This is a genomic window from Massilia sp. CT11-137 (assembly GCF_047302885.1).
GTDB lineage: Bacteria > Pseudomonadota > Gammaproteobacteria > Burkholderiales > Burkholderiaceae_D > Telluria > Telluria orientalis.
On the sequence record NZ_JBKYMP010000001.1, the window covers coordinates 646,122 to 667,524 of the forward strand.

General features: G+C 61.1%; 17 protein-coding genes. 9 read left to right on the forward strand and 8 right to left on the reverse strand.

Annotated elements, in window-relative coordinates; all coding sequences use genetic code 11:
• The first annotated feature begins 55 nt into the window (after positions 1-55).
• The gene (locus tag ACEN98_RS02925; protein WP_413381308.1) at positions 56-1,147 is read left to right on the forward strand and encodes an acyltransferase family protein; all 1,092 of its coding nucleotides are present in this window, start codon (positions 56-58) and stop codon (positions 1,145-1,147) included.
• 76 nt (positions 1,148-1,223) lie between these two features.
• Positions 1,224-1,790 carry an HNH endonuclease gene (locus ACEN98_RS02930; protein WP_413338535.1) on the forward strand — a complete coding sequence of 189 codons (567 nt, stop codon included), beginning with the start codon at positions 1,224-1,226 and terminating at the stop codon, positions 1,788-1,790.
• A 66-nt stretch (positions 1,791-1,856) separates the two neighbouring features.
• Here the strand turns inward: ACEN98_RS02930 and ACEN98_RS02935 are convergent, their stop codons facing one another.
• The 4 genes from ACEN98_RS02935 to ACEN98_RS02950 are packed head-to-tail and all read right to left on the reverse strand — an operon-like array spanning position 1,857 to position 8,520.
• The gene (locus ACEN98_RS02935; RefSeq protein WP_413381310.1) at positions 1,857-3,029 is read right to left on the reverse strand and encodes a Wadjet anti-phage system protein JetD domain-containing protein; all 1,173 of its coding nucleotides are present in this window, start codon (positions 3,027-3,029) and stop codon (positions 1,857-1,859) included.
• Positions 3,013-6,375 carry an ATP-binding protein gene (locus ACEN98_RS02940; protein WP_413381312.1) on the reverse strand — a complete coding sequence of 1,121 codons (3,363 nt, stop codon included), beginning with the start codon at positions 6,373-6,375 and terminating at the stop codon, positions 3,013-3,015. Before ACEN98_RS02940 ends, ACEN98_RS02935 begins: the two co-directional genes overlap by 17 nt.
• A 2-nt stretch (positions 6,376-6,377) precedes the next feature.
• On the reverse strand, positions 6,378-7,043 hold the full coding sequence (locus ACEN98_RS02945; protein ID WP_413381314.1) for a DUF4194 domain-containing protein: 666 nt from the start codon (positions 7,041-7,043) through the stop codon (positions 6,378-6,380).
• 7 nt (positions 7,044-7,050) lie between these two features.
• Positions 7,051-8,520, reverse strand: coding sequence for a DUF3375 domain-containing protein (locus tag ACEN98_RS02950; RefSeq protein WP_413381316.1), 1,470 nt, complete (start codon positions 8,518-8,520; stop codon positions 7,051-7,053).
• A gap of 177 nt (positions 8,521-8,697) precedes the next feature.
• Between ACEN98_RS02950 and ACEN98_RS02955 the strand changes: the two genes are divergently transcribed.
• Positions 8,698-9,432 (forward strand): Eco29kI family restriction endonuclease, encoded by a 735-nt coding sequence (locus tag ACEN98_RS02955; RefSeq protein WP_413381318.1) that lies wholly within the window; start codon positions 8,698-8,700, stop codon positions 9,430-9,432.
• On the opposite strand, the gene ACEN98_RS02960 is transcribed toward ACEN98_RS02955, so the two are convergent.
• A complete protein-coding gene (locus ACEN98_RS02960) occupies positions 9,429-10,625 on the reverse strand; it encodes a DNA cytosine methyltransferase (protein WP_413338529.1) in 1,197 nt (398 codons plus the stop codon). The two genes, ACEN98_RS02955 and ACEN98_RS02960, sit on opposite strands and share 4 nt — an antisense overlap.
• Positions 10,626-10,888: 263 nt before the next feature.
• On the opposite strand from ACEN98_RS02960, the gene ACEN98_RS02965 reads away from it, so the two are divergent.
• Complete coding sequence (locus ACEN98_RS02965; protein ID WP_413381320.1) at positions 10,889-11,305, forward strand: very short patch repair endonuclease; 417 nt, start codon at positions 10,889-10,891, stop codon at positions 11,303-11,305.
• 94 nt (positions 11,306-11,399) lie between these two features.
• Here the strand turns inward: ACEN98_RS02965 and gyrB are convergent, their stop codons facing one another.
• The 3 genes from gyrB to dnaA all read right to left on the reverse strand — a co-directional run bounded on the left by gyrB (position 11,400) and on the right by dnaA (position 16,762).
• Positions 11,400-13,904 carry a DNA topoisomerase (ATP-hydrolyzing) subunit B gene (gyrB, locus tag ACEN98_RS02970; protein WP_413338526.1) on the reverse strand — a complete coding sequence of 835 codons (2,505 nt, stop codon included), beginning with the start codon at positions 13,902-13,904 and terminating at the stop codon, positions 11,400-11,402.
• Positions 13,905-14,147: 243 nt separating this feature from the next.
• The gene (dnaN, locus tag ACEN98_RS02975) at positions 14,148-15,254 is read right to left on the reverse strand and encodes a DNA polymerase III subunit beta (protein ID WP_413338524.1); all 1,107 of its coding nucleotides are present in this window, start codon (positions 15,252-15,254) and stop codon (positions 14,148-14,150) included.
• A gap of 95 nt (positions 15,255-15,349) precedes the next feature.
• Positions 15,350-16,762: a chromosomal replication initiator protein DnaA gene (gene dnaA, locus ACEN98_RS02980; protein WP_371763268.1), complete on the reverse strand. Its 1,413-nt coding sequence runs from the start codon at positions 16,760-16,762 to the stop codon at positions 15,350-15,352.
• 589 nt (positions 16,763-17,351) lie between these two features.
• On the opposite strand from dnaA, the gene rpmH reads away from it, so the two are divergent.
• The 5 genes from rpmH to mnmE all read left to right on the forward strand — a co-directional run bounded on the left by rpmH (position 17,352) and on the right by mnmE (position 21,343).
• Complete coding sequence (gene rpmH / locus ACEN98_RS02985) at positions 17,352-17,486, forward strand: 50S ribosomal protein L34 (RefSeq protein ID WP_075796440.1); 135 nt, start codon at positions 17,352-17,354, stop codon at positions 17,484-17,486.
• Positions 17,487-17,520: 34 nt separating this feature from the next.
• On the forward strand, positions 17,521-17,964 hold the full coding sequence (gene rnpA, locus ACEN98_RS02990; RefSeq protein WP_413338521.1) for a ribonuclease P protein component: 444 nt from the start codon (positions 17,521-17,523) through the stop codon (positions 17,962-17,964).
• A complete protein-coding gene (yidD, locus tag ACEN98_RS02995) occupies positions 17,961-18,221 on the forward strand; it encodes a membrane protein insertion efficiency factor YidD (RefSeq protein ID WP_056126914.1) in 261 nt (86 codons plus the stop codon). The genes rnpA and yidD overlap by 4 nt, the downstream gene beginning before the upstream one ends.
• A 9-nt stretch (positions 18,222-18,230) precedes the next feature.
• Positions 18,231-19,898, forward strand: coding sequence for a membrane protein insertase YidC (gene yidC / locus ACEN98_RS03000; protein ID WP_413381322.1), 1,668 nt, complete (start codon positions 18,231-18,233; stop codon positions 19,896-19,898).
• Positions 19,899-19,963: 65 nt separating this feature from the next.
• On the forward strand, positions 19,964-21,343 hold the full coding sequence (gene mnmE / locus ACEN98_RS03005; RefSeq protein ID WP_413381324.1) for a tRNA uridine-5-carboxymethylaminomethyl(34) synthesis GTPase MnmE: 1,380 nt from the start codon (positions 19,964-19,966) through the stop codon (positions 21,341-21,343).
• Positions 21,344-21,403: the final 60 nt, after the last annotated feature.

A 21,403-nucleotide genomic window follows, 5' to 3' on the forward strand; every position in this document is an offset into this window, starting at 1 on the left:
CATGAAAGATCCGGGAGTGTCTGGACCGAACGCGACGGTCCAAAAACAGTTTGGTTTGATCAACCTTTTGAAAGCCGGTGCGGCGCAACTGATCGTCCTGCACCACCTGGCGTTCTACGGCCCGATGGCCGACGCCGCGCGGCCGCTGATGCCGCCGATTATCGACTGGCTCGACCAGTACGGCCGCATCGCCGTCCAGGCCTTCCTCGTCATCAGCGGGTTCCTCGTCGCGAAATCGCTGTCGCCGTCCGGCATGCCGGGCATCGGCAATCCGCTGGGCACGATCTGGCGCCGCTACATCAAGCTGGCGCCGCCGTTCATCGTGGCCATGTTCCTGGCGATCGGCGCGTCCGCGCTCGCGCGCACGTGGATGGTCCACGATTCGATCTCGGCCCCGCCGAACATGTCCCAGCTGGCCGCGCACGTCCTGCTGCTGCACAGCGTGCTGGGCTATGAATCGCTGTCCGCCGGCGCCTGGTATGTCGCCATCGATTTCCAGCTGTATGCGCTGATCACTTGCCTGCTGTGGTTGGGCGGACGCATCGCCGGCAACCGCTTCATGCCCTGGCTGATGCCCCTGCTGGTCACGCTGGGCGTGAGCATCTCGCTGCTGTACTTTAACCGCGACGCCGATTTCGACGTGTGGGCGCCTTACTTTTTCGGCAGCTACGGCCTGGGCATCCTCGCGTGGTGGGCGAGCGACCCGCGCCGGCCGTTCATGGCGACGTTCTCCCTGCTGTTGATGATGGTCGTGCCGGCCGTGCTGGCGCTGGAACTGGATTTCCGGATCCGCATCGCGGTGGCGTCCGTCGTGGCCTCCTTCCTGTGCCTGTACGGCCGCACGCGGCTGGGCACGTATGCGAGCTCGGGATGGTCGCTCATCAATTACCTGGGCAAGATCTCATATTCGATTTTTCTCGTCCACTTTCCGGTTTGCCTGGTCGTGAATGCGGCGTTCACGCGCTTCGTTCCGGATGATGCTTATCTGCAAGGCGCAGGCGTCGTGTGGGCGTGGGCGGCCAGCGTGGCGTCCGGGGCGGTGTTTTATCATTGGGTCGAAGCGCCGCTGGGCCGCTTCCTGGCCGGGCTGGCGAAGCCGGTGACGGTGCCGACGTTCGGCACCAAGCCCGTGAGATTGCGGGGCTGACGCCGAAGTCAGCGCACGATTGCTGACTTTTATTTGTGTTCAAGCTACGCTGTCACTACGGAATGAAGGTGACACGATGAACACGCAAATCCTGGCACTCGATATTGCAGGTAACCCATTCGACTGGATTGCGCCCGAGGACGCCATCCTGTACTACGCACTCGGCAAAGTGGCCTGGGAACTGGGCGGCCGCGAATTCGTTTTCCGCGGCGGCTATTCCAAGTCGGGCGTGCAGTCGAAAATCGCGGTCAAGCCGATCATTGCCATCGCCGGCAGCGAAATCATGACGCGCATGTTCAGGACCGGCCTGCCGCTGACGCACCAGAACGATCTACTGTTCAAGCGCGACCGCTACACCTGCGCCTATTGCGGCAACCGCTTCGCGCACAAGGAACTGTCGCGCGACCATATCCTGCCGAGGTCGCGCGGCGGCCAGGACACGTGGATGAATTGCGTGACCGCCTGCAAGCGCTGCAACCAGGAGAAGGGCAATCTGCTGGTGGAGCAATTCCGGCCGCTGATCTACGTGCCGTATGTTCCCTGCCGCGCGGAGCATTACCTGCTGAGCGGCCGGAATATCCTCGCCGATCAGCATGATTATCTGGCGGCGCAACTGCCCAAGCACAGCCGGTTGTTGAATTGACGGTGCTGTATTGATTGTTTGATATGCAATTTCGAGGTGCCGCAGCATCGCACCTCATCGCCTCGATCAATCCACTTGTGCCAGCGCATCGTTGAGCGCCGGCCAGGCGATGTCCCAGGAAATCCGTTCCTGCTCCAGCCGTACCGCGGAGCCCAGCACGTGTTGCTTGAGTATGTGGTACAGGGCCTGCTCCACGGGATCGAGATGCGGCAGTTCATGCGCGGCGTGCTGCGTTGGTTCACTGGCCCACAATGCGCGGTGGGCCAACAAGGTGGATTCGTTCATGAACAGCGAGCGAACCGCAGGCAGCTGTGCGCGTAATAGGCTCAGGATGGCAAAGCCGTGGGTGTCGATGTCGCCCCAGTAAAAGCTGTGCGCGCCACGTACCCAAGACACCCTCGCCAGCAGGTCGACGCCATAACCCAGCGCCATGAACAGCACCGTGCCGGGGAGGTCCCCGAATGCGAGTCCCGTCTGCAGGTTCTCGACGATGACGACATGCCGCGGTGCGAGGTCCAACTGGTCCAGCTCGTTGACGGGTACGGTGAGATCGCCGAGTCCACCCACGCGAGCACGCAGCGCAGGGTCGAGCACGCGCATGCGCAGTCGGACCGGCGGGCGGCGGAGACCGCACAGGGCGTGAAAGTCGCCGGGTATATCGGCGCGGTTTGTTATGTGACACAACATGTCCGCGAGTACGCCTTTGCGTGCCTCGATCCACTTCGTGTCGAGGCCGGCAATGGGTAACTGGCGCAAGTACAGGCCGGAGTCGGGATGCCGTTCCAGCCAGTCCAATGTGGCGATCAACCGTTCGAAATCGGGGTCGTCATAATCGGCAAGTACGTCGAAAAATCGGCCCAGGCGTCCCGTCAACACGGGCCAGCGCCGGACCATCCCGGCCTGCCGACCTCGAGCCCGGTCCCAGCGTTCCACCTCGTCGAGCCATGCGGCCACGTCACGAACGCCGCCGAGACGCAGCGATTCGGGCACGCGCTGCGTACCCAGCGTGCGCCACTGGCGTTCGGTCCACTGCAACATGCCCGCGCCCCGCCACGTCTGCCACGCACGCACCCAGGCAAGGGCCGCGTCCAGGCGAGTCTTTGCCGCTTGCTCCGTGGGCACGCCGAGAGGAATCGTCAGCGGCCAGTCTTCGCCGGTATCCGGAGCGTTGAACCATTCGCGATGACGGTTGTCGAAGCGACGCCGCAGCAGGGCGTGCACTTCATTCGGCAGTTTCAAGCGTGTCCCCTTCGGGCAGGCGGTCGGCCAGTTTCAGGCGCTGGCGTTCATCGTCGTATTCGATCAGAAGTACGCTCGATACCTTGCGTTCGCGAATATCGACAAAACACGCGCCGCCGATGAAAGGTTCCAGCGTCATCACGGATTTGAGCGGCGTGGCGACGATCATCTGGAAACCGAAGTTGGCAAAGATGTTCATGGCAAGGGCGGTGAACTCATTGTCCGCCTTGTCGAATGCCTCATCCAGCACGACAGGCGCGTAGCGTGGAATACCCGTATCGTTGCCGCCGAGCTGGTAGCGCAGGGCCGCGGCCAGCACAGTCGTCGCCAGCTTTTGGCGCTGACCGCCGGACAGGCCGGCCCCGCTTTGGTGCACCTGCACTTCCTGGCCTTCCTCGTCAAACTCGCGGCCGATGAATTCGACGTGCTGGCGCACGTCGAGGACGGCTTCGCGCCAGCGGCGATGTTCCGATTCCTGGCTGGCCAGCCGGTTCACCAGGCGGCGCAAGTCCATGAAGCGGGCCTCGGCGAACTCGCGGTCGTCGATCCACGCATGCTTGAGCGCAGCCGTAATGTCCTGCTTGAACTGCTGCACTTCGGGCAACTGTCGATCCTTCGGCTGAATATGCAGGTAGGTGCGCTGGTGCTCGCTGCTGTTGAAGGGCACTTGCCGCAGACTGTCATTGACCAGTTCCATGCGCGCCAGGATCGCCTTGCGCGCGTCGTTCAGGTAGCTGGACAAGGCGGCCAGATTCTGGTGGCTCTGGTTCTGGAGCAGGTCGAAAAAGCGCTGTTCGTGCGCGGGCAAACCGTCCGATTCGAGGCGGACGAGCTTGCGGAAGAAATCAGGTGCCGCCGCCAGGCGTGCATCGAGCCCGTCCGCATCCGCGCGCCAGCGGTTGATGAAGATGGCGAACTGGGCCTCGACGAATTTTTCGCCTTGCGCGAGATCGGCGTCGACCGCACGGATGTCGTCGTGCAGCCCTTTGCCGACGGCCCGGTCGGCGCTGTCCACGTCCTTCAACCGTAACGTTCCGTTCCAGGCCGCATACCGTTGCGCCAAGCCCGCTTGCTGGTGCGGCGTCAGCGCCACGATGGACGGGTCCTCCCGCAGTGCGGACAACTGCTCTTCCTGTTCCGCACACAGTTTTTGGCGCGACCGTTGTTCGACGAGTTCATCGTTCAGCGCATTGCGCGCCTCCCGCACCAAGTCTTCCTGCTGGCGCAGGCGCTCGTCCATGCGCTGCAAGTCGGTGTTCCCCTTCTGCAACGCGTCGAGCTGGCGCTGGATGGCGGCGATGCGGTCGGCCAGCGGCAACACGTCGATTTCCTGCCATTGCAGGTTGACCAGGGTCTGGCATTGCAACAGGCGCGCGGCGCGCGCCTGGCGCTGTTCGCGCAATGCCCGCAATTGGGTGTCGAGCCGGGCTTCGCGTTCTCGCAGTTGCCGGGCCTCCTCCTCGTATAGAGCAAGCTTGGTGCGGTTGTCGAAACCGAGCACCCAGTACTGGCGGGCCTCGACGCTGGTGCGATCGTCCTTTTCGTGGCGTGACCGGTTGTGCTTGATTTGGCCTTCGCGCGTGAGCGCGCGCTCGCGTGCGGCACGGAACGCCCGCAGTGTATCGACGCAGTCGTAGTCGAAGCGTTGCCGCAATTCGTTCTGCAGCCAGCCGGAAAATCCATTTTCCTTGACGTTCAGCTTCAGCACCAGCGATTGCGTTTGCAGCGGCCGCGCCGGTTGGTCGCCACGCACCGTGCGGTAATAGACCAGCTTGCGTCCGAGGTCGGTGTCGTTGACGTAGGCGGACACGGCGGCGTACTGGTCTTCCTGCACGAGGATCGACAGCGCAAACCCGTGCAGCACACGTTCGATCGCACCGCGCCACGCATGTTCTTCCGGCTTGACCTCGACCAGTTCGCCCACGAATGGCAGCGCCGCTTCTGCGACCCCGATGGCCTCCGCGATCTGGCGTCGCAGTTCCAGCATTGGTGCCGGAATGTTCGACGGCTGGCGTCGCAGCGAGGCGAGTTCATGGTCGACGACGACGCGCCGCGCCCGGACCTCCGTCGCCTCGCGGTCCAATGTCAGCAGGGCTTGCTGCTGCAGGTCATCGTTTTGCCATTCATCGATTTCCCGGCGCGCCATGCCGAGCAGTTCGGCAAAACCCTGTGGGTCCGGCCGCAAATCCCAGCCGAGCGCCTTGCAGGCATCGACCGCTTGCGATCGCTTGCGCATGCGCTCCTTGCGCTGGACTCCCAAGGTCTCGATTTCACTTCTGAAAAATTCGATCTGCTCGCCACCCGCTTCCCGTCGTTGGCGTTCGAGGTCGCGCAACGCGGCGCTGCGATTGTCGAGCACGTTCTGGTGACGCTGGACGTTGCCGGCCAGGCCCTCCAGTTCGATCCTGAGCGCAGCAATGTGCTCGGCCAGCAAGGTCATGCGCAGCCGCTCGCGATAGCTGTGCATGCCCGCCAGCAGTTCTTGCAGGCCATTGCGCTCAAGCGCGAGTGCTTCCATTTTCTGGTGCCGGCTGCGCGCCGGCGCGAGTACCTGTACTTGTTCGCGCGCGGTCACCACGGCTTGGTGCGCGGCATCCAGTTCGCCGAACTCACTGACGAGGCGATCCGCAACCTCGAACGTTTCCGGCTTGTCCAGCATGAAGTCGCGCAGGAAGGCATTCAGGTCGCCGACATTCTTGGCCGATTGCGTCTTGTGCAGCAGGCGCAAGGCCATCTCGCTGTCGATGCCGAGCAGGCGGCAGAAGCGCTCGCAATATGGCCGGAATTCGTCGCGCGCGAACGCATCCGGCAGCGCCTGTTTCAGCTTGCGCACATCGAAATTCGTGCTGCCGAAATCCTGCAGTTCGCGCATGTCGAAGAGGCGCTCGAGGACGAGAAAATAGGATTTCACGTCGCGGTTGCTGTTCGCATTGCCGCGCACCCAGAATAATTGGACCAGCGCCACCTGCTGCCCCGCTTCGTTTTCATACTGCAAAGCCAGGGCCGACCAGGTCGTACCGGCGCGCAGGTAACGCACTGCGGATTCACCGGAAGCGGCATCTGTTTGCGCGGTCCAGGCGCCGCGCACATAGCTGACCAGGTTGCGGTCGCGGCCAGCGCGGCTGGCTTCGCGTGCGGCGGCATTGAAATCGATCCAGCGCGGCGGTACCAGCAGGGCGGACAACGCATCGAGCAGAGTCGACTTGCCGGCGCCGGAACGGCCGACGATCAGGAAGCCGCGCTTGCTGACCGGGATGTCGTGCAGACCGCTGAACGTGCCCCAGTTGAAGACCTGCAGGCGGGTCATGCGGAATTGTTCGCCGGTGTCCGGCATCGGCATGTTCATGGTCACTCGTCCTCGTCGTCGTCCAGCGGTTGGCGTGCCAGCGTCGGCAATTCGCCGGCCGCCATGCGGTCATACAGCGCGGTCAGGGCGATGATTTCCTCGGCCGAGAACAGCAGCTTGAGGGTCGGCGCGATCTCGAAACGGTCTTCGCTGGCACGCAGCTTCTGCAGGATATTGTGCTTCTTGAGTTTCTCGACCGACGCGTTGACCCGCTTGCTGAAACCTGCCCGGTCCGTGCTGGCGGCACGCTCGTAGGGCATCAGGTTCTCCACCATCTCGTCGCGCGCGATCACGGCGCGCTCACCGTGGGACTCGGCCTGGGTCAGGCGTTGGCGCAGGAACAGCAGCAGGACCGAGTCGACGAAAGTCAGTTGCGCGCGCCGCAGCAGGATGGGAATGTCCAGCTCCTCGGCGGCCACCTGGGACGTGAATGCGACCTGCACATCCCGGTCCAGCACGAGCTCAAGGAACAGTTCGGCCAGGCGGCGCCGGATGACTTGTTCATCGCGCAGCAGGACGGGCCAGAGCCGAGGATGCCGCCGTCCCTCCAGCGACGGACCGGACAGCAGCTGCACCAATACGCGCCGCGTGTCGAGCGGCAGCTCGCCCGTGTCGTTGACGAATAACACGTCGGCAGGCTGTTCTTCATGACCGGTTGCTTGGGTCATCGTGTTTTCATGTGCCGGCCCGGACGTCACTGAGCTTCTCCTTTAAGAAATAGATGAGCGGAATGCGGGCTTGGCGGGCGACACCATCGCCACCGATCCATGCGACGGTTTCGCCGCTTTCCCCCACGATGCCATGCCGCGCGCCTAATGCGAGCAGGCCGAGCACACTGCCAAGGCCTTGGCTGGCCGGAAACTCGCGCAAGACTTCGCCGATGGACGCTTGCGAACGTATGTCCAGCACGTTGCTCACGTTTTCCCGTAGCGAACGGAAATCGATTTCCGATTGAGCGACAAGGTCGCCGATCATCGAAAGGTCGAGTAGCGCGGTATCGCCGTCCGTCATGCGGTCGGGCAGCGCCTGCAGCGCAGGATCATGCAGCACCCATTGCGACAGCGAAGACAGCCTGCTGCTGGTGAGCGGGAGCGTGTATTGCAGTGCCTCGGTTGCCTTGACTTCATCCTTCAGCGCGAGCGCCGCTCGTTGGGCCTTGCGCAACAACTGGTTCAGACGGCGCTGTTCGATGAATTCACGGCTTTGCACAAAATTCTTCAGGCTGCGCGCAAATGACTGCAGCACGTCGTGAACCATGCCGCCCTGGTCCAACAAAGTTCGTGTCAGCCGCAGCAGGAACCGGCGTTCATCGGGATCAAGAGCCGCGACGTAATCGCGTGACATCAACTGGTCCAGCGCGTCGTCCAGCGACGCGGACTGGACAGGATCGGTGAGCAGGCGCCAGAACGCGGAAAACGTGCGTCCGGCTTCGCTCTCCGAAATGACATCGATGCCGGCGAACAGCGCGTCGAGTACGTCGCCACGGCTGCCATCGTTGTCCATGATCCGCTCGCGCAGATGCCGGTTCAGCTGCTCGAACTGGTCGCGCACCCGGCGAAAATCGCCGGCGAGATTGTCGGCCAGCGCGATGATCTCGCGCGTGCGTTCCAATGCCGCGCTTTCGGACAGCACCTGGAACGTGCCGCGCTCGACGTCCGCGATCTCGCATGCGATCCGTTCCTGCTCTGCGCGCAGGCGTGCGATGCGCCGTCCCTTGTCGTTATCGGTATCGTCGGCCAGCTTGGCCAGCGCCCCGATGACCAGACCGAGACGGCTTTCGGTTGCCGCATTGTGCGGCCTGGTCAAACTGGCGACATAGCGGATCGCCTCGACGGTCGAGGTGGCGAGTTCGTACTCTTCTTCTTTGGACCCCGCCGGAAAGCGCCGTTCCAGATAGCCTTCGGCAAGCCAGCGCGCCACGTACGACTGCGCCGTTTGCGGCCAGTCCTCGCCACGGTTGCGTAATTGCTCGAGGTCGCGCTCGATGCGCTCGTGCAGGATCGACGCAGGCAGGCTGCGGTCGGCGTCGTACAAGTGGGTTTGCAGTAGTGCGAGCACAGTCGGCCCCGTGTCGGCCGCCAGCAGGCGCCACAATGGCTGGGTGCGCAGTTGGCGGTAGAGGGCGAGGGGCTTGTCGGCTTTCATTGCGCAGGAATCGTGATTATGTGATTGTAGCGCAGGCCATCAGCGGATTTTCGAGACATTTTTCCGAGACAGATGGTCGGCTCGACTGATCCAGTCAAGGTTTGTCGAGTACGGAACGATGGGTTAGGATATATCTATTTACCGAATGTACTAAGGTTCCAAGTGCAAGATTTATATGTGTTCGACTTTCTCCGTACCGTCTCCGAGCAGTTGAAGAACAAACTGGAAACGTTATCGGCCTCGCTGTTGGATGATGCCGCGCTCAGTCGATTGCACGAATTCCAGGCAGAGGTCCGCTCTGCGCAAGGGGTCTACATGCTGATTTATGACGGTCAGCCTCGTTATATCGGTAAGGCAAATAACGTCAAAGATCGGCTCGCGCAGCATCTTACGAAATTACGCGGTCGTCGTCATATTGATCTCGATAAGCTTGCATATAAGGTCTTGATACTCGATCACAGTATGAGTACCGCTGCCAATGAGGATATCTTGATTGGATTATTCAAGGCACAATATTCAGACATGTGGAACGGTGCGGGATTCGGTCCCAAAGATCCCGGGAAAGAGCGAGACACGACCAAGCCTGGAAAATTCGATCAACAGCACCCGATTATCGATGACTACCCGGTTGCGATTGACTTGGATCTTGAGGGTGGCATTCAACTTGGAAGCCTTCTCGCAACGATGAAGCTCCAATTGCCGTATGTCTTCCGATACGATGTTCCTGCGAGCGTGCAGCAGAGCACTATTCACCTGCAATCCGTCAATCACGTGGCACATGACTTACTCCAAGCCATTGTTACTCATCTTGGCGATGGCTGGCGGGGTGCGATCATCAGCTATGGTATGGTGCTTTATAAAACGGGAAAAAGTTATCCGTACGGGATCGAAATCGATCCGTTATTGGATTAAGCAGCAAGATCAAGCGTTTGTTGCTCGGCGGCTTTCAAGTAGTCACATACGCGTTCGGCCATGACAGAAGCCAGTCGAACCGGCACGGCGTTACCTAATTGACGCATGGTTTCAGTCCAAGAACCTTGGAAAATGAAATTGTCCGGGAACGTTTGAATGCGCGCGGATTCGCGGACGGTGAAATATCGCACTGTGCCATCTGGTCGGCGCAACATATTCTCTCCACCGGGCACACCGTGGTCACCGGCTTTTAGGGCTTTGGCAGGTTCGTCCAACGGACTGCCTGTGTGGCCGGGGTAAATCCGTGCGCCGGGTTGAAACTTATGCGCTTGAACCCGCGATGCTCGTGGATTCGTTTCCGGGTCAGGAAGATCGGAAATCGCATCGCGCACCGTTAACCATGGCGAAAACCGACTTCCGGTCTGACTCTTTTTGATTGCATCGAGAATACGCTCAATCCCGACTGGTCGCATCGGTTGATCACGTTTGGCCACCTGATGGCGTTGCCAGTAATCCCCAGAATCCCATTGTGTTAACAACAGAGCATGCTGGCTATGGGTTTCTTCTGGAAATTCGAAATCGATCCCGAGATCGGCGCGGAATCCGACAATAAACACGCGCATGCGTTTCTGTGGAACACCATAGTTCGCCGCGTTCACCAATTTCCATTTAACTCGATATTCACTCGGTGCGCCCGACGCTTTATGCTGACGGAGTCTATCCAGGTGTAGCAACCATTCTTCCGTGGCGTCCGCACTCAACGACGGAAATTCCAATTGTAGAAGAATGTAATCGAAATAATCCTTGAAGGCGGTTCGAGTCAAGCCTTGAACATTTTCGAAAACGAAAGCGCGTGGATTTGTCTCGCGTACGGCCCTGACCGCTTGGGGAAACATGTCACGGACATCCAGAAAGCCGCCATGTTTGCCTCCGAGCGAGAATGGTTGGCAAGGCGGCCCACCAGTGACCAAGTCGATATTGTTGAAATTCGCATAATCGAATTTCCGCACATCTCCTTCCGTTACGTCTGGCCAATGAGCTACCGGGTCAACATTTTCTTTTTTGTTTAAACGGATTGTATTGCAGGCGTGCGTGTTCCACTCCACTACCGCTTCGTGTATCACATTGTGACCGGAAAACCCGAGAGCCAATCCTCCGGCGCCAGCAAATAATTCAATCGAGTTAATCGTCATAATTTATTGTGAAAATCGCAAGTAAAAATCGCTGCAACCGGCTCTGAAATTGACACAAATATAAGATATCGGTGCCGTTGGAGATGGTAAGTTGGGTACATTTTACTGTACATGTGTACAGCAGTCCAAGTTGAAGGTGTCGTGTAGTACCCACTGACCTTTAAAAATCGTGGTCTTCCCCCAACTAGAAGACTAGCGTCCGTTGAGCTGCAACAATATTAACGGAAGCGCTTTATGATAGCGAGCTTCTCTGGGGAGGGAAGATGGTTGACACCGTCAGTGTCGCCAGGCGTAGCGAAATCATGTCACGGGTTCGAAACAAGGATACTCGCCCGGAACTGTACGTGCGACGCCTGATCCATAACGCCGGGTTCCGTTACCGATTACATGTATCCAAACTTCCGGGCCGCCCGGATTTGGTATTTCCTGGGCGCAGAAAAGTAATTTTCGTTCATGGGTGTTTTTGGCATTCACACGATGGGTGTCACAACGCCCGGATTCCCAAATCGCGCGCGGATTTCTGGATGTCCAAGCTCGAGTCAAATAAAGAGCGGGACGAGCGTAACATGCGCGCGCTCATGGATGAGGGTTGGAAGGTGCTGGTAATCTGGGAATGCGAGCTACGCGATCCTGCACTACTCGACAGGATTAAGGATTTTTTAGAGCAGGGCGCCGATTGAACAGAGAAGGAGGCAGGGGACCTCCTTCTCGTCACGCTTACGAAGTGTCGCTACTCGTAACGTCCGAATGCTGCTGCCTTTCTTTGCCCCAATTTTAAACGTCGATATTCCCCGCCTGCAGTGCATTCGACTCAATAAAGTGCCGCCGCGGCTCCACGTCATCTCCCATCAGCGTCGTAAAGATCTGATCGGCAGCAATGGCGTCCTCGATCTGCACCTTGAGCAGGCGACGCACCGTCGGATCCATGGTCGTCTCCCACAGCTGCTCGGGATTCATCTCGCCCAGGCCCTTGTAACGCTGCTTGGACACGCCACGCTCCGCTTCCTCGCGCAGCCATTCCATGGCCTGCTGGAAGTCGCGCACGGCGAATTCCTTCATCTTCTCGCCTTCGCCGCGGCGGATGATGGCGCCTTCGCCCATCAGGCCCTGGAACGTCTCGGCCGAGTTTTCCAGCGTCTTGTAGTCGGCGCCGGCGACGAAGTCGGCGTCGATCGACGTCACTTGCACGTTGCCGTAGTGGATGCGTTCGATGCGCAGGCTGTGCTTGTCCGACAGTTCGTCCGAACGCACGCCCACCTTCACGCTCGTGTCGTGGATCGCGTCGGCCAGCGCCTGCGCCGATTTCTCGGCCGCTTCCTGGGTCGACAGGTCCAGCTTCACGCCGGTCATGATGGCGGACAGGGCGGCGCGGTCGATCACGCGCGACAGGCGCATCATGATCGCGTTCGCCTTGTTGTACTTGTCGACCAGGTCGCCCAGCGCGCCGTCGGTGATCGTCTCCGCGCCTTCCTTCGGCATCAGGGCGGCACCGTTCAGGGCGAAGCGCATCATGTAGCTCGCTTCCTCGACGTCGTCCTTCAGGTAGCGCTCGTCGCGGCCGGCTTTCACCTTGTACAGCGGCGGCTGCGCGATGTAGATGTGGCCGCGCTCGACCAGCTGCGGCATCTGGCGGTAGAACAAGGTCAGCAGCAGGGTGCGGATGTGGGCACCGTCGACGTCCGCGTCGGTCATGATGATGATGCGGTGGTAACGCAACTTGTCGACGTTGAACTCGTCCGGGCCGATCGACGTGCCGAGCGTCGCGATCAGCGTCGTGATCTGTTCCGACGACAGCATCTTTTCGAAGCGCGCCTTTTCCACGTTCAGCACCTTGCCGCGCAGCGGCAGGATGGCCTGGAACTTACGGTCGCGCCCCTGCTTGGCGGAACCGCCTGCGGAGTCACCCTCGACGATGTACAGCTCGGCCAGCGCCGGGTCGCGCTCCTGGCAGTCGGCCAGTTTCGACGACAGGCCCAGGCCGTCCATCACACCCTTGCGGCGGGTGAGGTCGCGGGCCTTGCGGGCCGCTTCGCGCGCGCGCGCCGCTTCCACGATCTTGCCGCAGATGATCTTGGCGTCGTTCGGCTTTTCCATCAGGAAGTCGGTGAGCGTCTTCGCCACGATCTCTTCGACCGGGCCGCGCACTTCCGACGACACGAGCTTGTCCTTCGTTTGCGACGAGAACTTCGGCTCAGGCACTTTCACCGACAGCACGCAGGTGAGACCCTCGCGCATGTCGTCGCCCGAGATTTCGACCTTGGCCTTCTTGGCGAAGTCGTTCTCGTCGATGTATTTGTTGATCACGCGCGTCATCGCCGCGCGCAGGCCCGTCAGGTGGGTGCCGCCGTCGCGCTGCGGGATGTTGTTCGTGAAGCAGAGCACTTGCTCGTTGTACGCGTCGTTCCACTGCATCGATACGTCGACCGAGACATTGGTGCCGTTTTCCGACATACGGTCGCCCGTCGCCTGGAACACGGTCGGGTGCAGGACGGTCTTGGACTTGTTGATGTACTCGACGAAGCCGCGGGTGCCGCCTTCGAAGGCAAACACTTCTTCCTTGCCGGTGCGCTGGTCGGTCAGCTTGATGTTGACGCCGTTGTTCAGGAACGAGAGTTCGCGGATACGCTTGCTCAGGATCTCATAATGGAACTCGACGTGCGAGAAGATTTCCTCGTCGGCCCAGAAATGGACTTCCGTGCCGCGCTTGTCGGTTTCGCCGATAACCTTGATCGGCGAGACTTCCACGCCGTCGCGGATTTCGATTTCGCGGTTCAGCGGAACGCCGCGCTCGAATTCCATCTGGTGCACTTTGCCGTTCTGGCGCACGGTCACGCGCAGCAGTTTCGACAGTGCGTTCACGCAGGACACACCCACGCCGTGCAGGCCGCCGGAGACTTTATAGGCGTTCTGGTTGAATTTGCCGCCGGCGTGCAGTTCCGTCAGGGCGATCTCGGTCGCCGAGCGTTTCGGCTCGTGCTTGTCGTCCATCTTGATGCCGGTCGGGATGCCGCGGCCGTTGTCGGTGATCGAGACCGAATTGTCGGAATGGATCGTGACGTGGATTTCGGAGCAGTAGCCGGCCAGGGCCTCGTCGATCGAGTTATCGAGCACCTCGAACACCAGGTGATGCAGGCCGGTGCCATCCGACGTGTCGCCGATGTACATGCCCGGACGCTTGCGTACCGCTTCCAGGCCTTCCAGAATCTGGATCGACGAGGCGCCGTACTCTTCCGCCTTGGCAGGGGAGGATTCCAAAACTGCTTGAGTGTTCTCGGACATGACTGCTTTCTCAAATAACGTGTGAATCAGACGGCGGGCTTTCGGGACCGGCTGTCTTGTGTCGTCGGATTATGGCGGGACGCTTGCGCTACGACTTCGGTAGTTCAGCTTGGATTCCCGCCTTCGCGGGAATGACGGTTTTGAGGTACGCGGCCTTAAAACCGTCGCCCCTGCGCAGGCAGGGGCCCAATCACCACTTGAGTCCCCGCACAACAGGACGAATATATGGGCGCTTCGCCCTAATTAAATACGCATCGGCATGACGACATACTTGAAGTCGCCATTCTCCGGAATCGACATCAGCGCCGACGAATTCGAATCGCCCAGCGAGATATTCACCTGGTCGCACTTCAGGTTGTTCAGCACGTCCAGCAGGTACGTGACGTTGAAGCCGATGTCGATCGTGTCGCCGCCGTAGTCGATTTCCAGTTCTTCCACCGCTTCTTCCTGGTCGGCGTTGGTCGAGCTGATCTTCATCGAACCCGGAGAGATCATGCAGCGCACGCCCTTGAACTTGTCGCTCGTCATGATCGCGGCACGCTGCAGCGAGCGCAGCAGTTCATCGCGGCTGATCGTGAAGTCGTTCTTGTAACCCTTCGGGATCACGCGGGTGTAATCCGGGAACTTGCCTTCGACCAGTTTCGAGACGAGCTCGATATCGGCGAACGTCAGCTTGACCTGCGAAGCCGCGATGTCCAGGCGGACTTCGTCGTCGCTTTCTTCCAGCAGGCGCTGCAGTTCCAGGATGGTCTTGCGCGGGATGATCACTTCCTGGCGCTCGAACGTCTGCTCGGCCGTCACCTGGGAAAATGCCAGGCGGTGGCCATCGGTGGCGACGGCGATCACGTTGTTACCGTCCAGCACCAGCAGCAGGCCGTTCAGGTAGTAGCGGATGTCTTGCTGGGCCATCGCGAAGTGCACCATGTTGAACAGGTGTTTCAGCGTTTTCTGCGGCAGCGTGACGGTCGCGTTGTAGCTGTCGGCCACGGACACGGTCGGGAATTCCTCGGCCGCCAGGGTCTGCAGCGCAAAGCGCGACTTGCCGCTCTGGACGGTCAGGCGCTTGTTCAACAGAGTCATCGTGACGTCGCCCGATTCCGGCAGGGCGCGCAGGATGTCCAGCAGCTTGCGTGCCGCGACGGTCGTGCCCGTCTCTTCAGGACCCGAACCGATGTTGGCCAGGGTCGTGATCTGCACCTCGGTGTCGGTCGACAGGAACGAGACGCTTTCGCCAGTCTTGCGGATGAGGATATTGGCCAGAATCGGCATGGTGTGCCGACGCTCGACAATACCACTCACGATCTGCAGTGGCCGGAGAAGCGTGTCTCGGGTGGATTTGACCAGTTGCATAAATATCCTCGGTTATGGGTAGGGTAAAAATGTTGTTCGCGCAATATTTTGCCAGAAATCATCGGGGGCACAGCCTTTTCCCCCGCGTTCACGCATCAGCCTTTCAGGGTCTGTTCCAGCACGTGCAATTCGTGGTTGCACTCGGCGTTCTTGGTACGGTCCTGGGCGATCTTGCGGACCGCGTGCAGCACCGTCGTATGGTCGCGGCCGCCAAACAGTTCGCCGATTTCCGGCAGACTCTTCTGCGTCAGCTCTTTCGCCAGGTACATCGCGATCTGGCGCGGACGCGCGATGTTGGCCGGGCGGCGCTTCGAATACATGTCCGCGACCTTGATGTTGAAGAAATCGGCCACGGTCTTCTGGATGTTTTCCACGGAGATCTGGCGGTTCTGCACGGACAACAGGTCCTTCAGCGCTTCCTTCACGACGTCGATCGTGATGTCCTTGCCGTGGAAACGCGAGTACGCGAGGATCTTCCTCAACGCGCCTTCCAGTTCGCGCACGTTCGAGCGCAGGTGTTTCGCGACGAAGAAGGCGACGTCGTCGTTCAGCATCACGCCTTCCGATTCCGCCTTCTTCATCAGGATCGCCACACGCATTTCCAGTTCCGGCGGTTCGATCGCGACCGTCAGGCCCGAGTCGAAGCGCGAGATCAGGCGATCGTCCATGCCCGTGATCTCTTTCGGATAGGTATCCGACGTGATGATGATCTGCTTTTTCGCCGCGATCAGCGCCTCGAACGCATAGAAGAATTCTTCCTGCGTACGGCTCTTGCCACCGAAGAATTGAATATCGTCGATGAGCAGCATGTCCAGCGAGTGATAGTAATGCTTGAAGTCGTCGAAGCCTTTGCGCTGGTACGCGGTCACGACGTCGCGCACATACTGTTCCGCGTGGATATAGCGGATGCGCGCGCCCGGCTGGTCGGCCATCACCTGGTTGCCGATCGCGTGGATCAAGTGGGTCTTACCGAGGCCCACGCCGCCGTAGAAGAACAGCGGGTTGTACGAGACGCCCGGGTTGTTGGCGACCTGGATCGCGGCGGCGCGCGCCAGCTGGTTCGCCTTACCGGTCACGAAGTTCTCGAACGTGAGGTCCGGGTTGACGCGGCTCTGCTCGCGGCGCGGATTGTTCGCGATGACATTGTCCGGCGTGACGACGGGCATCTCCGGCACGGTCTTGTCGGCGGCGGCGTTGATGCCCAGCGCGCCGCTGCTGGACGGCATCGGGGCAGGGGCCGACGACACCGCTTTTTTCGGCATGCTGTTCTTCGGGTCGAGCACGAACTGCACGTCGACCGGCCGCTGATAATGCTCGGACGCCAGCGCGGTGATGCGGTTGGCGAACTGCGACTTCACCCAGTCGAGCTTGAATCGATTGGGCGCCGCAATGCGCAGCTTGCCGTCCTCGTAGTCAAGGGCGACGAGTGGTTTGATCCACGCGGTATATTGCTGCGGTGTCAGCTCGAGCTCCAACTGGTTGGAACAGGTCTGCCAAAAGTTATCCATACATCGACTAAGTTAAGCGTAACACTCTATTTTACCTGTGTTCTCGCAAGTTATCCACAGGCGATACAGGAATTTTCCACCGAAACGGGAGCGCCTGACGTGCATGTGCAACCGTTTGCGGCGCACAATAACGCGGCCTTGACACAACTGGTGCCTTGACAGTTGAACTCAAAATGCTGAATAATTCAGGGTTCCCCGCCCGTACGCTTTGTTTGGGCACCTCGCAAACCTACTGCGCGTTGCATTTCCGGCCTGCGATGCTCGCTGTACTTTCGTACAGCTGCGCTTCTCTGCCAGAACTGCTGCCGCTCGCGACGGTTTTCGAGATGCCCTTTTAAGTGCACACAGGCGACAAGCTTTGCTGTGGCGTGACGCTGGCTTAACAACTGCGAAATGTCATTGGCGCAATGCTGGCAACAGGGAGCTTCGAAGAACCGTCGCGAGCGGCAGCAGTTTTGAACGAGAAGCGCAGCTGTACGTGAGTACAGCGAGCATCGCAGTTCAAAAATGCAACGTGCAGCAGGTTATTCGACGCTATCCGTGAGCTCAGCCCCGATTTTGCATCTATTTTGCTTTAAGCGAGACCACCATGAAACGTACTTACCAACCTTCCGTCGTCCGTCGCAAGCGCACGCACGGCTTCCGCGCACGTATGGCTACCCGTGGTGGCCGCCTTGTCCTGAACGCTCGCCGCGCCAAGGGCCGCAAGCGCCTGGCTGTCTAAGCCCGGAAAGCCGCATCGACCACGCCTACGACCTATGTCAGGCGAAGGTTCGCACGACTTTGCGCGCGTTCGGCGTATCGTAAAAACGGATGAGTTTTCATCCGTTTTTCGTTTGCGCCCTGCACAAAAAACCGCGCATTTCGTGCTCTATACCCGACCGAATGCCCTGCCTCATGCGCGGCTGGGCGTCGTCGCGGCCAAGCGTTTTGCGCCGCGCGCGGTCACGCGCAACACCATCAAGCGCATCACGCGCGAACTGTTCCGGACCACGCAGCTGCCGGCGCTCGACTGCATCGTGCGCTTGTCGCGTCCGGTCAACGGCAAGGACGGTCCGGCGACGACGTCCGCGTTGAAGGCGCAGTTGCGCGTGGAACTGGCACGCCTGTTCGCGTCGCAAATGCCGCGTCCGCGCAATGCCCAGGCCGCTCCACAGGCGGCAAGCGTTGCGCCTTCAGGCTCGCAACCGGGACTATCATGAACCGGTTGCTCGTCTGGCTGTTGCGCGGTTACCAGTTGCTGGTGTCTCCGATGCTCGGACAGAACTGCCGTTTCTTTCCGACCTGTTCCAATTACGCGATCGAGGCCGTCAAGATCCACGGCGCCGCGCGCGGCGGCTGGCTGGCCCTGCGCCGCGTCTGCCGCTGCCATCCGTGGAACGACGGCGGCGTCGACCTGGTACCGCGTCCCGGGGAGCAGCATTCCTCACCAACCGCTTGCGGTTGCAAGCATTCCTGAATAAGACCAATGGAAATCAATAAACGTACCATCCTGTGGATCGTGTTCGCCGTCGCGCTGGTCGTCCTGTGGAACGACTGGATGGTGGCCAACGGCAAGCAGTCGATGTTCTCGGCACAGCCGCCGGCCAAGGTCGCGCAGGCACCGAACCCGGCCAAGCCGAACGACTTGCCCAATGACGTAACCTCAGCGGCGACGCCGACCCCGGCCGGCACCGTCCCGGGCACGCCCGCGGCACCCGCGCCCGTGCAGGCCCAGGTCATCACCGTCACCACCGACGTCTATAAAGTCGACATCGACACGGCTGGCGGCGTGATCCGTCGCCTGGAATTGCTGAAGTACCGCGACAAGGTCGACCCGAACAAGAACCAGGTGCTGTTCCAGGCCAACGGTCCGCGCGTCTACCTCGCGCAGACGGGCCTGACCGGCGCCAGCGCGGCCGGCGTCCTGCCGAACCACAACACCCCGTTCACGGTCCGTCCGGGCCCGCGCACGCTGGACAGCAACAACCAGGTGCAGGTCGTGCTGGACGCGGAGCAGGGCGGCGTGCGCCTGACCAAGACCTTCACGTTCAAGCGCAACGACTACGTGATCGACGTGCGCCACGACGTGACGAACCTGACCCAGGCACCGGTCACGCCGTCGCTGTACTTCCAGCTCGAGCACGACGGCATGAAGCCGGAAGGCGACACCTATTTCAACAGCAGCTACACGGGCCCCACGCTGTGGACGCCGGAAGAGCACTACCAGAAGCTGACGTTCGAGAAGGTCGGCAAGGGTTCGGCCGACCACGCCAAGCAGTCGAAGGATGGCTGGATCGCGATCTCGCAGCACTTCTTCGTCTCGGCGTTCATCCCGCCGGCGAACACGCAGCGCGACATCTACACGAAGTCGCTGGGTAACAACCTGTTCGCCATCGGCGCCGTCGAGCCGCTGGGCACCGTGGCACCGGGCGCGACCGTCTCGAACACCGCGCGCCTGTACTCGGGTCCGCAGGTGCAGTCGCTGCTGGAAAAAGTGACCCCGGGCCTGGACCTGGTGCGCGACTACGCGTGGGCCGCGATCATCGCCAAGCCGATCTTCGCCACGATGAACTGGCTGCACTCGATGATCGGCAACTGGGGCTGGACCATCATCGCCTTCACCATCCTGATCAAGCTGCTGTTCTTCCCGCTGTCGGCCGCCGGCTACCGCAGCATGGCCAAGATGAAGACGGTGACGCCGAAGATGCAGGCGATCCGCGAGCGCCATAAAAACGATCCGGTCAAGATGCAGCAGGCCACGATGGAGCTGTACAAGGCCGAGAAGATCAACCCGCTGGGCGGCTGCCTGCCGATCCTGGTGCAGATGCCGGTGTTCCTGGCGCTGTACTGGGTGCTGCAGGCCGCGGTCGAGATGCGCGGCGCACCGTGGGTGGGCTGGATCCACGACCTGACGGCACCGGACCCGTACTTCATCCTGCCGATCCTGTACGCGATCTCGATGTTCATCACGCAGAAGCTGAACCCGCAGCCGGCCGATCCGGTGCAGGCCAAGATGATGATGTTCATGCCGCTGGCGTTCTCGGTCATCTTCCTGTTCTTCCCGTCCGGCCTCGTGCTGTACTGGGTCGTGAACAACCTGATCTCGATGGCGCAGCAGTACGTCATCACCAAGAAGTTCGCGCCGGCCAAGTAATACCGGCCCGGTGATCGAAAAGCCCGTGTCCGCACGGGCTTTTTTATTCGCACTACAATCCGACCATGAAACTCGATACCTCTCCCATCGCCGCCATCGCCACCGCCCCCGGCCGCGGCGGCATCGGCGTGGTGCGCGCCTCCGGCAAGGACTTGTCCGCCCTTGTGGCCGCGCTGTTCCCCGGCACGAAGCTCGCGCCCCGCCACGCCACCTATGTACCGTTCAAGGACGCCGCGGGCACCGTCATCGACGAAGGCCTCGCGCTGTACTTCAAGGCGCCGCATTCGTACACGGGCGAGGACGTGCTGGAACTGCAGGGCCACGGCGGCCCCGTCGTGCTGCGCATGCTGCTCGCGCGCGTGCTGGAGGCGGGCCGCGACGTGGACCTGCGCCTCGCCGAGCCGGGCGAATTCACGCGCCGCGCCTTCCTGAACGACAAGCTCGACCTCGCGCAGGCGGAGGCCGTCGCCGACCTCATCGACGCGTCCACCGAGGCCGCCGCGAAATCGGCGTCGCAATCGCTGTCCGGCGCGTTCTCGAAGGTCGTGCACGAACTGGTCGAGAAGACGATCAACCTGCGCATGCTCGTCGAAGCCACGCTCGACTTCCCGGAAGAGGAGATCGACTTCCTCGAGAAATCCAATGCGCGCGGCCAGCTGAAAGGCATCGTCGATGCGCTGGAAGCCGTGTTCCGCCAGGCCGCGCAGGGCGCGCTGCTGCGCGAGGGGTTGAACGTGGTGCTGGTCGGCCAGCCGAACGTGGGTAAATCGTCGCTGCTGAACGCGCTGGCCGGATCGGACGTCGCCATCGTCACGCCGATCGCGGGCACGACGCGCGATAAAGTCAGCGAGACAATCCAGGTCGAGGGCATCCCGCTGAACATCGTCGACACGGCCGGCATCCGCGCCATCGACGAGGGCATCGACGTCGTCGAGCGCATCGGCATCGAGCGCACGTGGGGCGAGGTCGGCAAGGCGGACGTGATCCTGCACCTGCTCGACGCGAGCCTCGGCCCGGCCAAGGCCGACGAGGACATCGTCGCCGCGTTCCCGGCCGGCGTGCCCGTCGTGCGCATCTGGAACAAGATCGACCTGTCCGGCCACCAGCCGTCCGTGGACCAGGGCGCGGATGCGGTCAACATCTACCTGTCCGCGCACGAAAAGATCGGCATCGACCTGCTGCGCGCGGAACTGCTGCGCATCGCCGGCTGGCAGCAGACGGGCGAATCGCTGTACCTCGCGCGCGAACGCCACCTCGTCGCGCTGCGCCAGGCGCGCGAGCACCTGCGGTATGCCGCCGAGCATGCGGCGCAGGATGACCAGTCGCTCGACCTGTTCGCGGAGGAGCTGCGGCTCGCGCAGGATCAGCTGTCCAGCATTACGGGGCAGTTCACGCCGGATGATCTGCTTGGGGTGATCTTCAGTCGCTTCTGTATCGGTAAATAAACCCGCTCCGGCCTAATGCCGGTCAATTAAGCGCATGCAATCCGCAAACGTGTGGTGGGC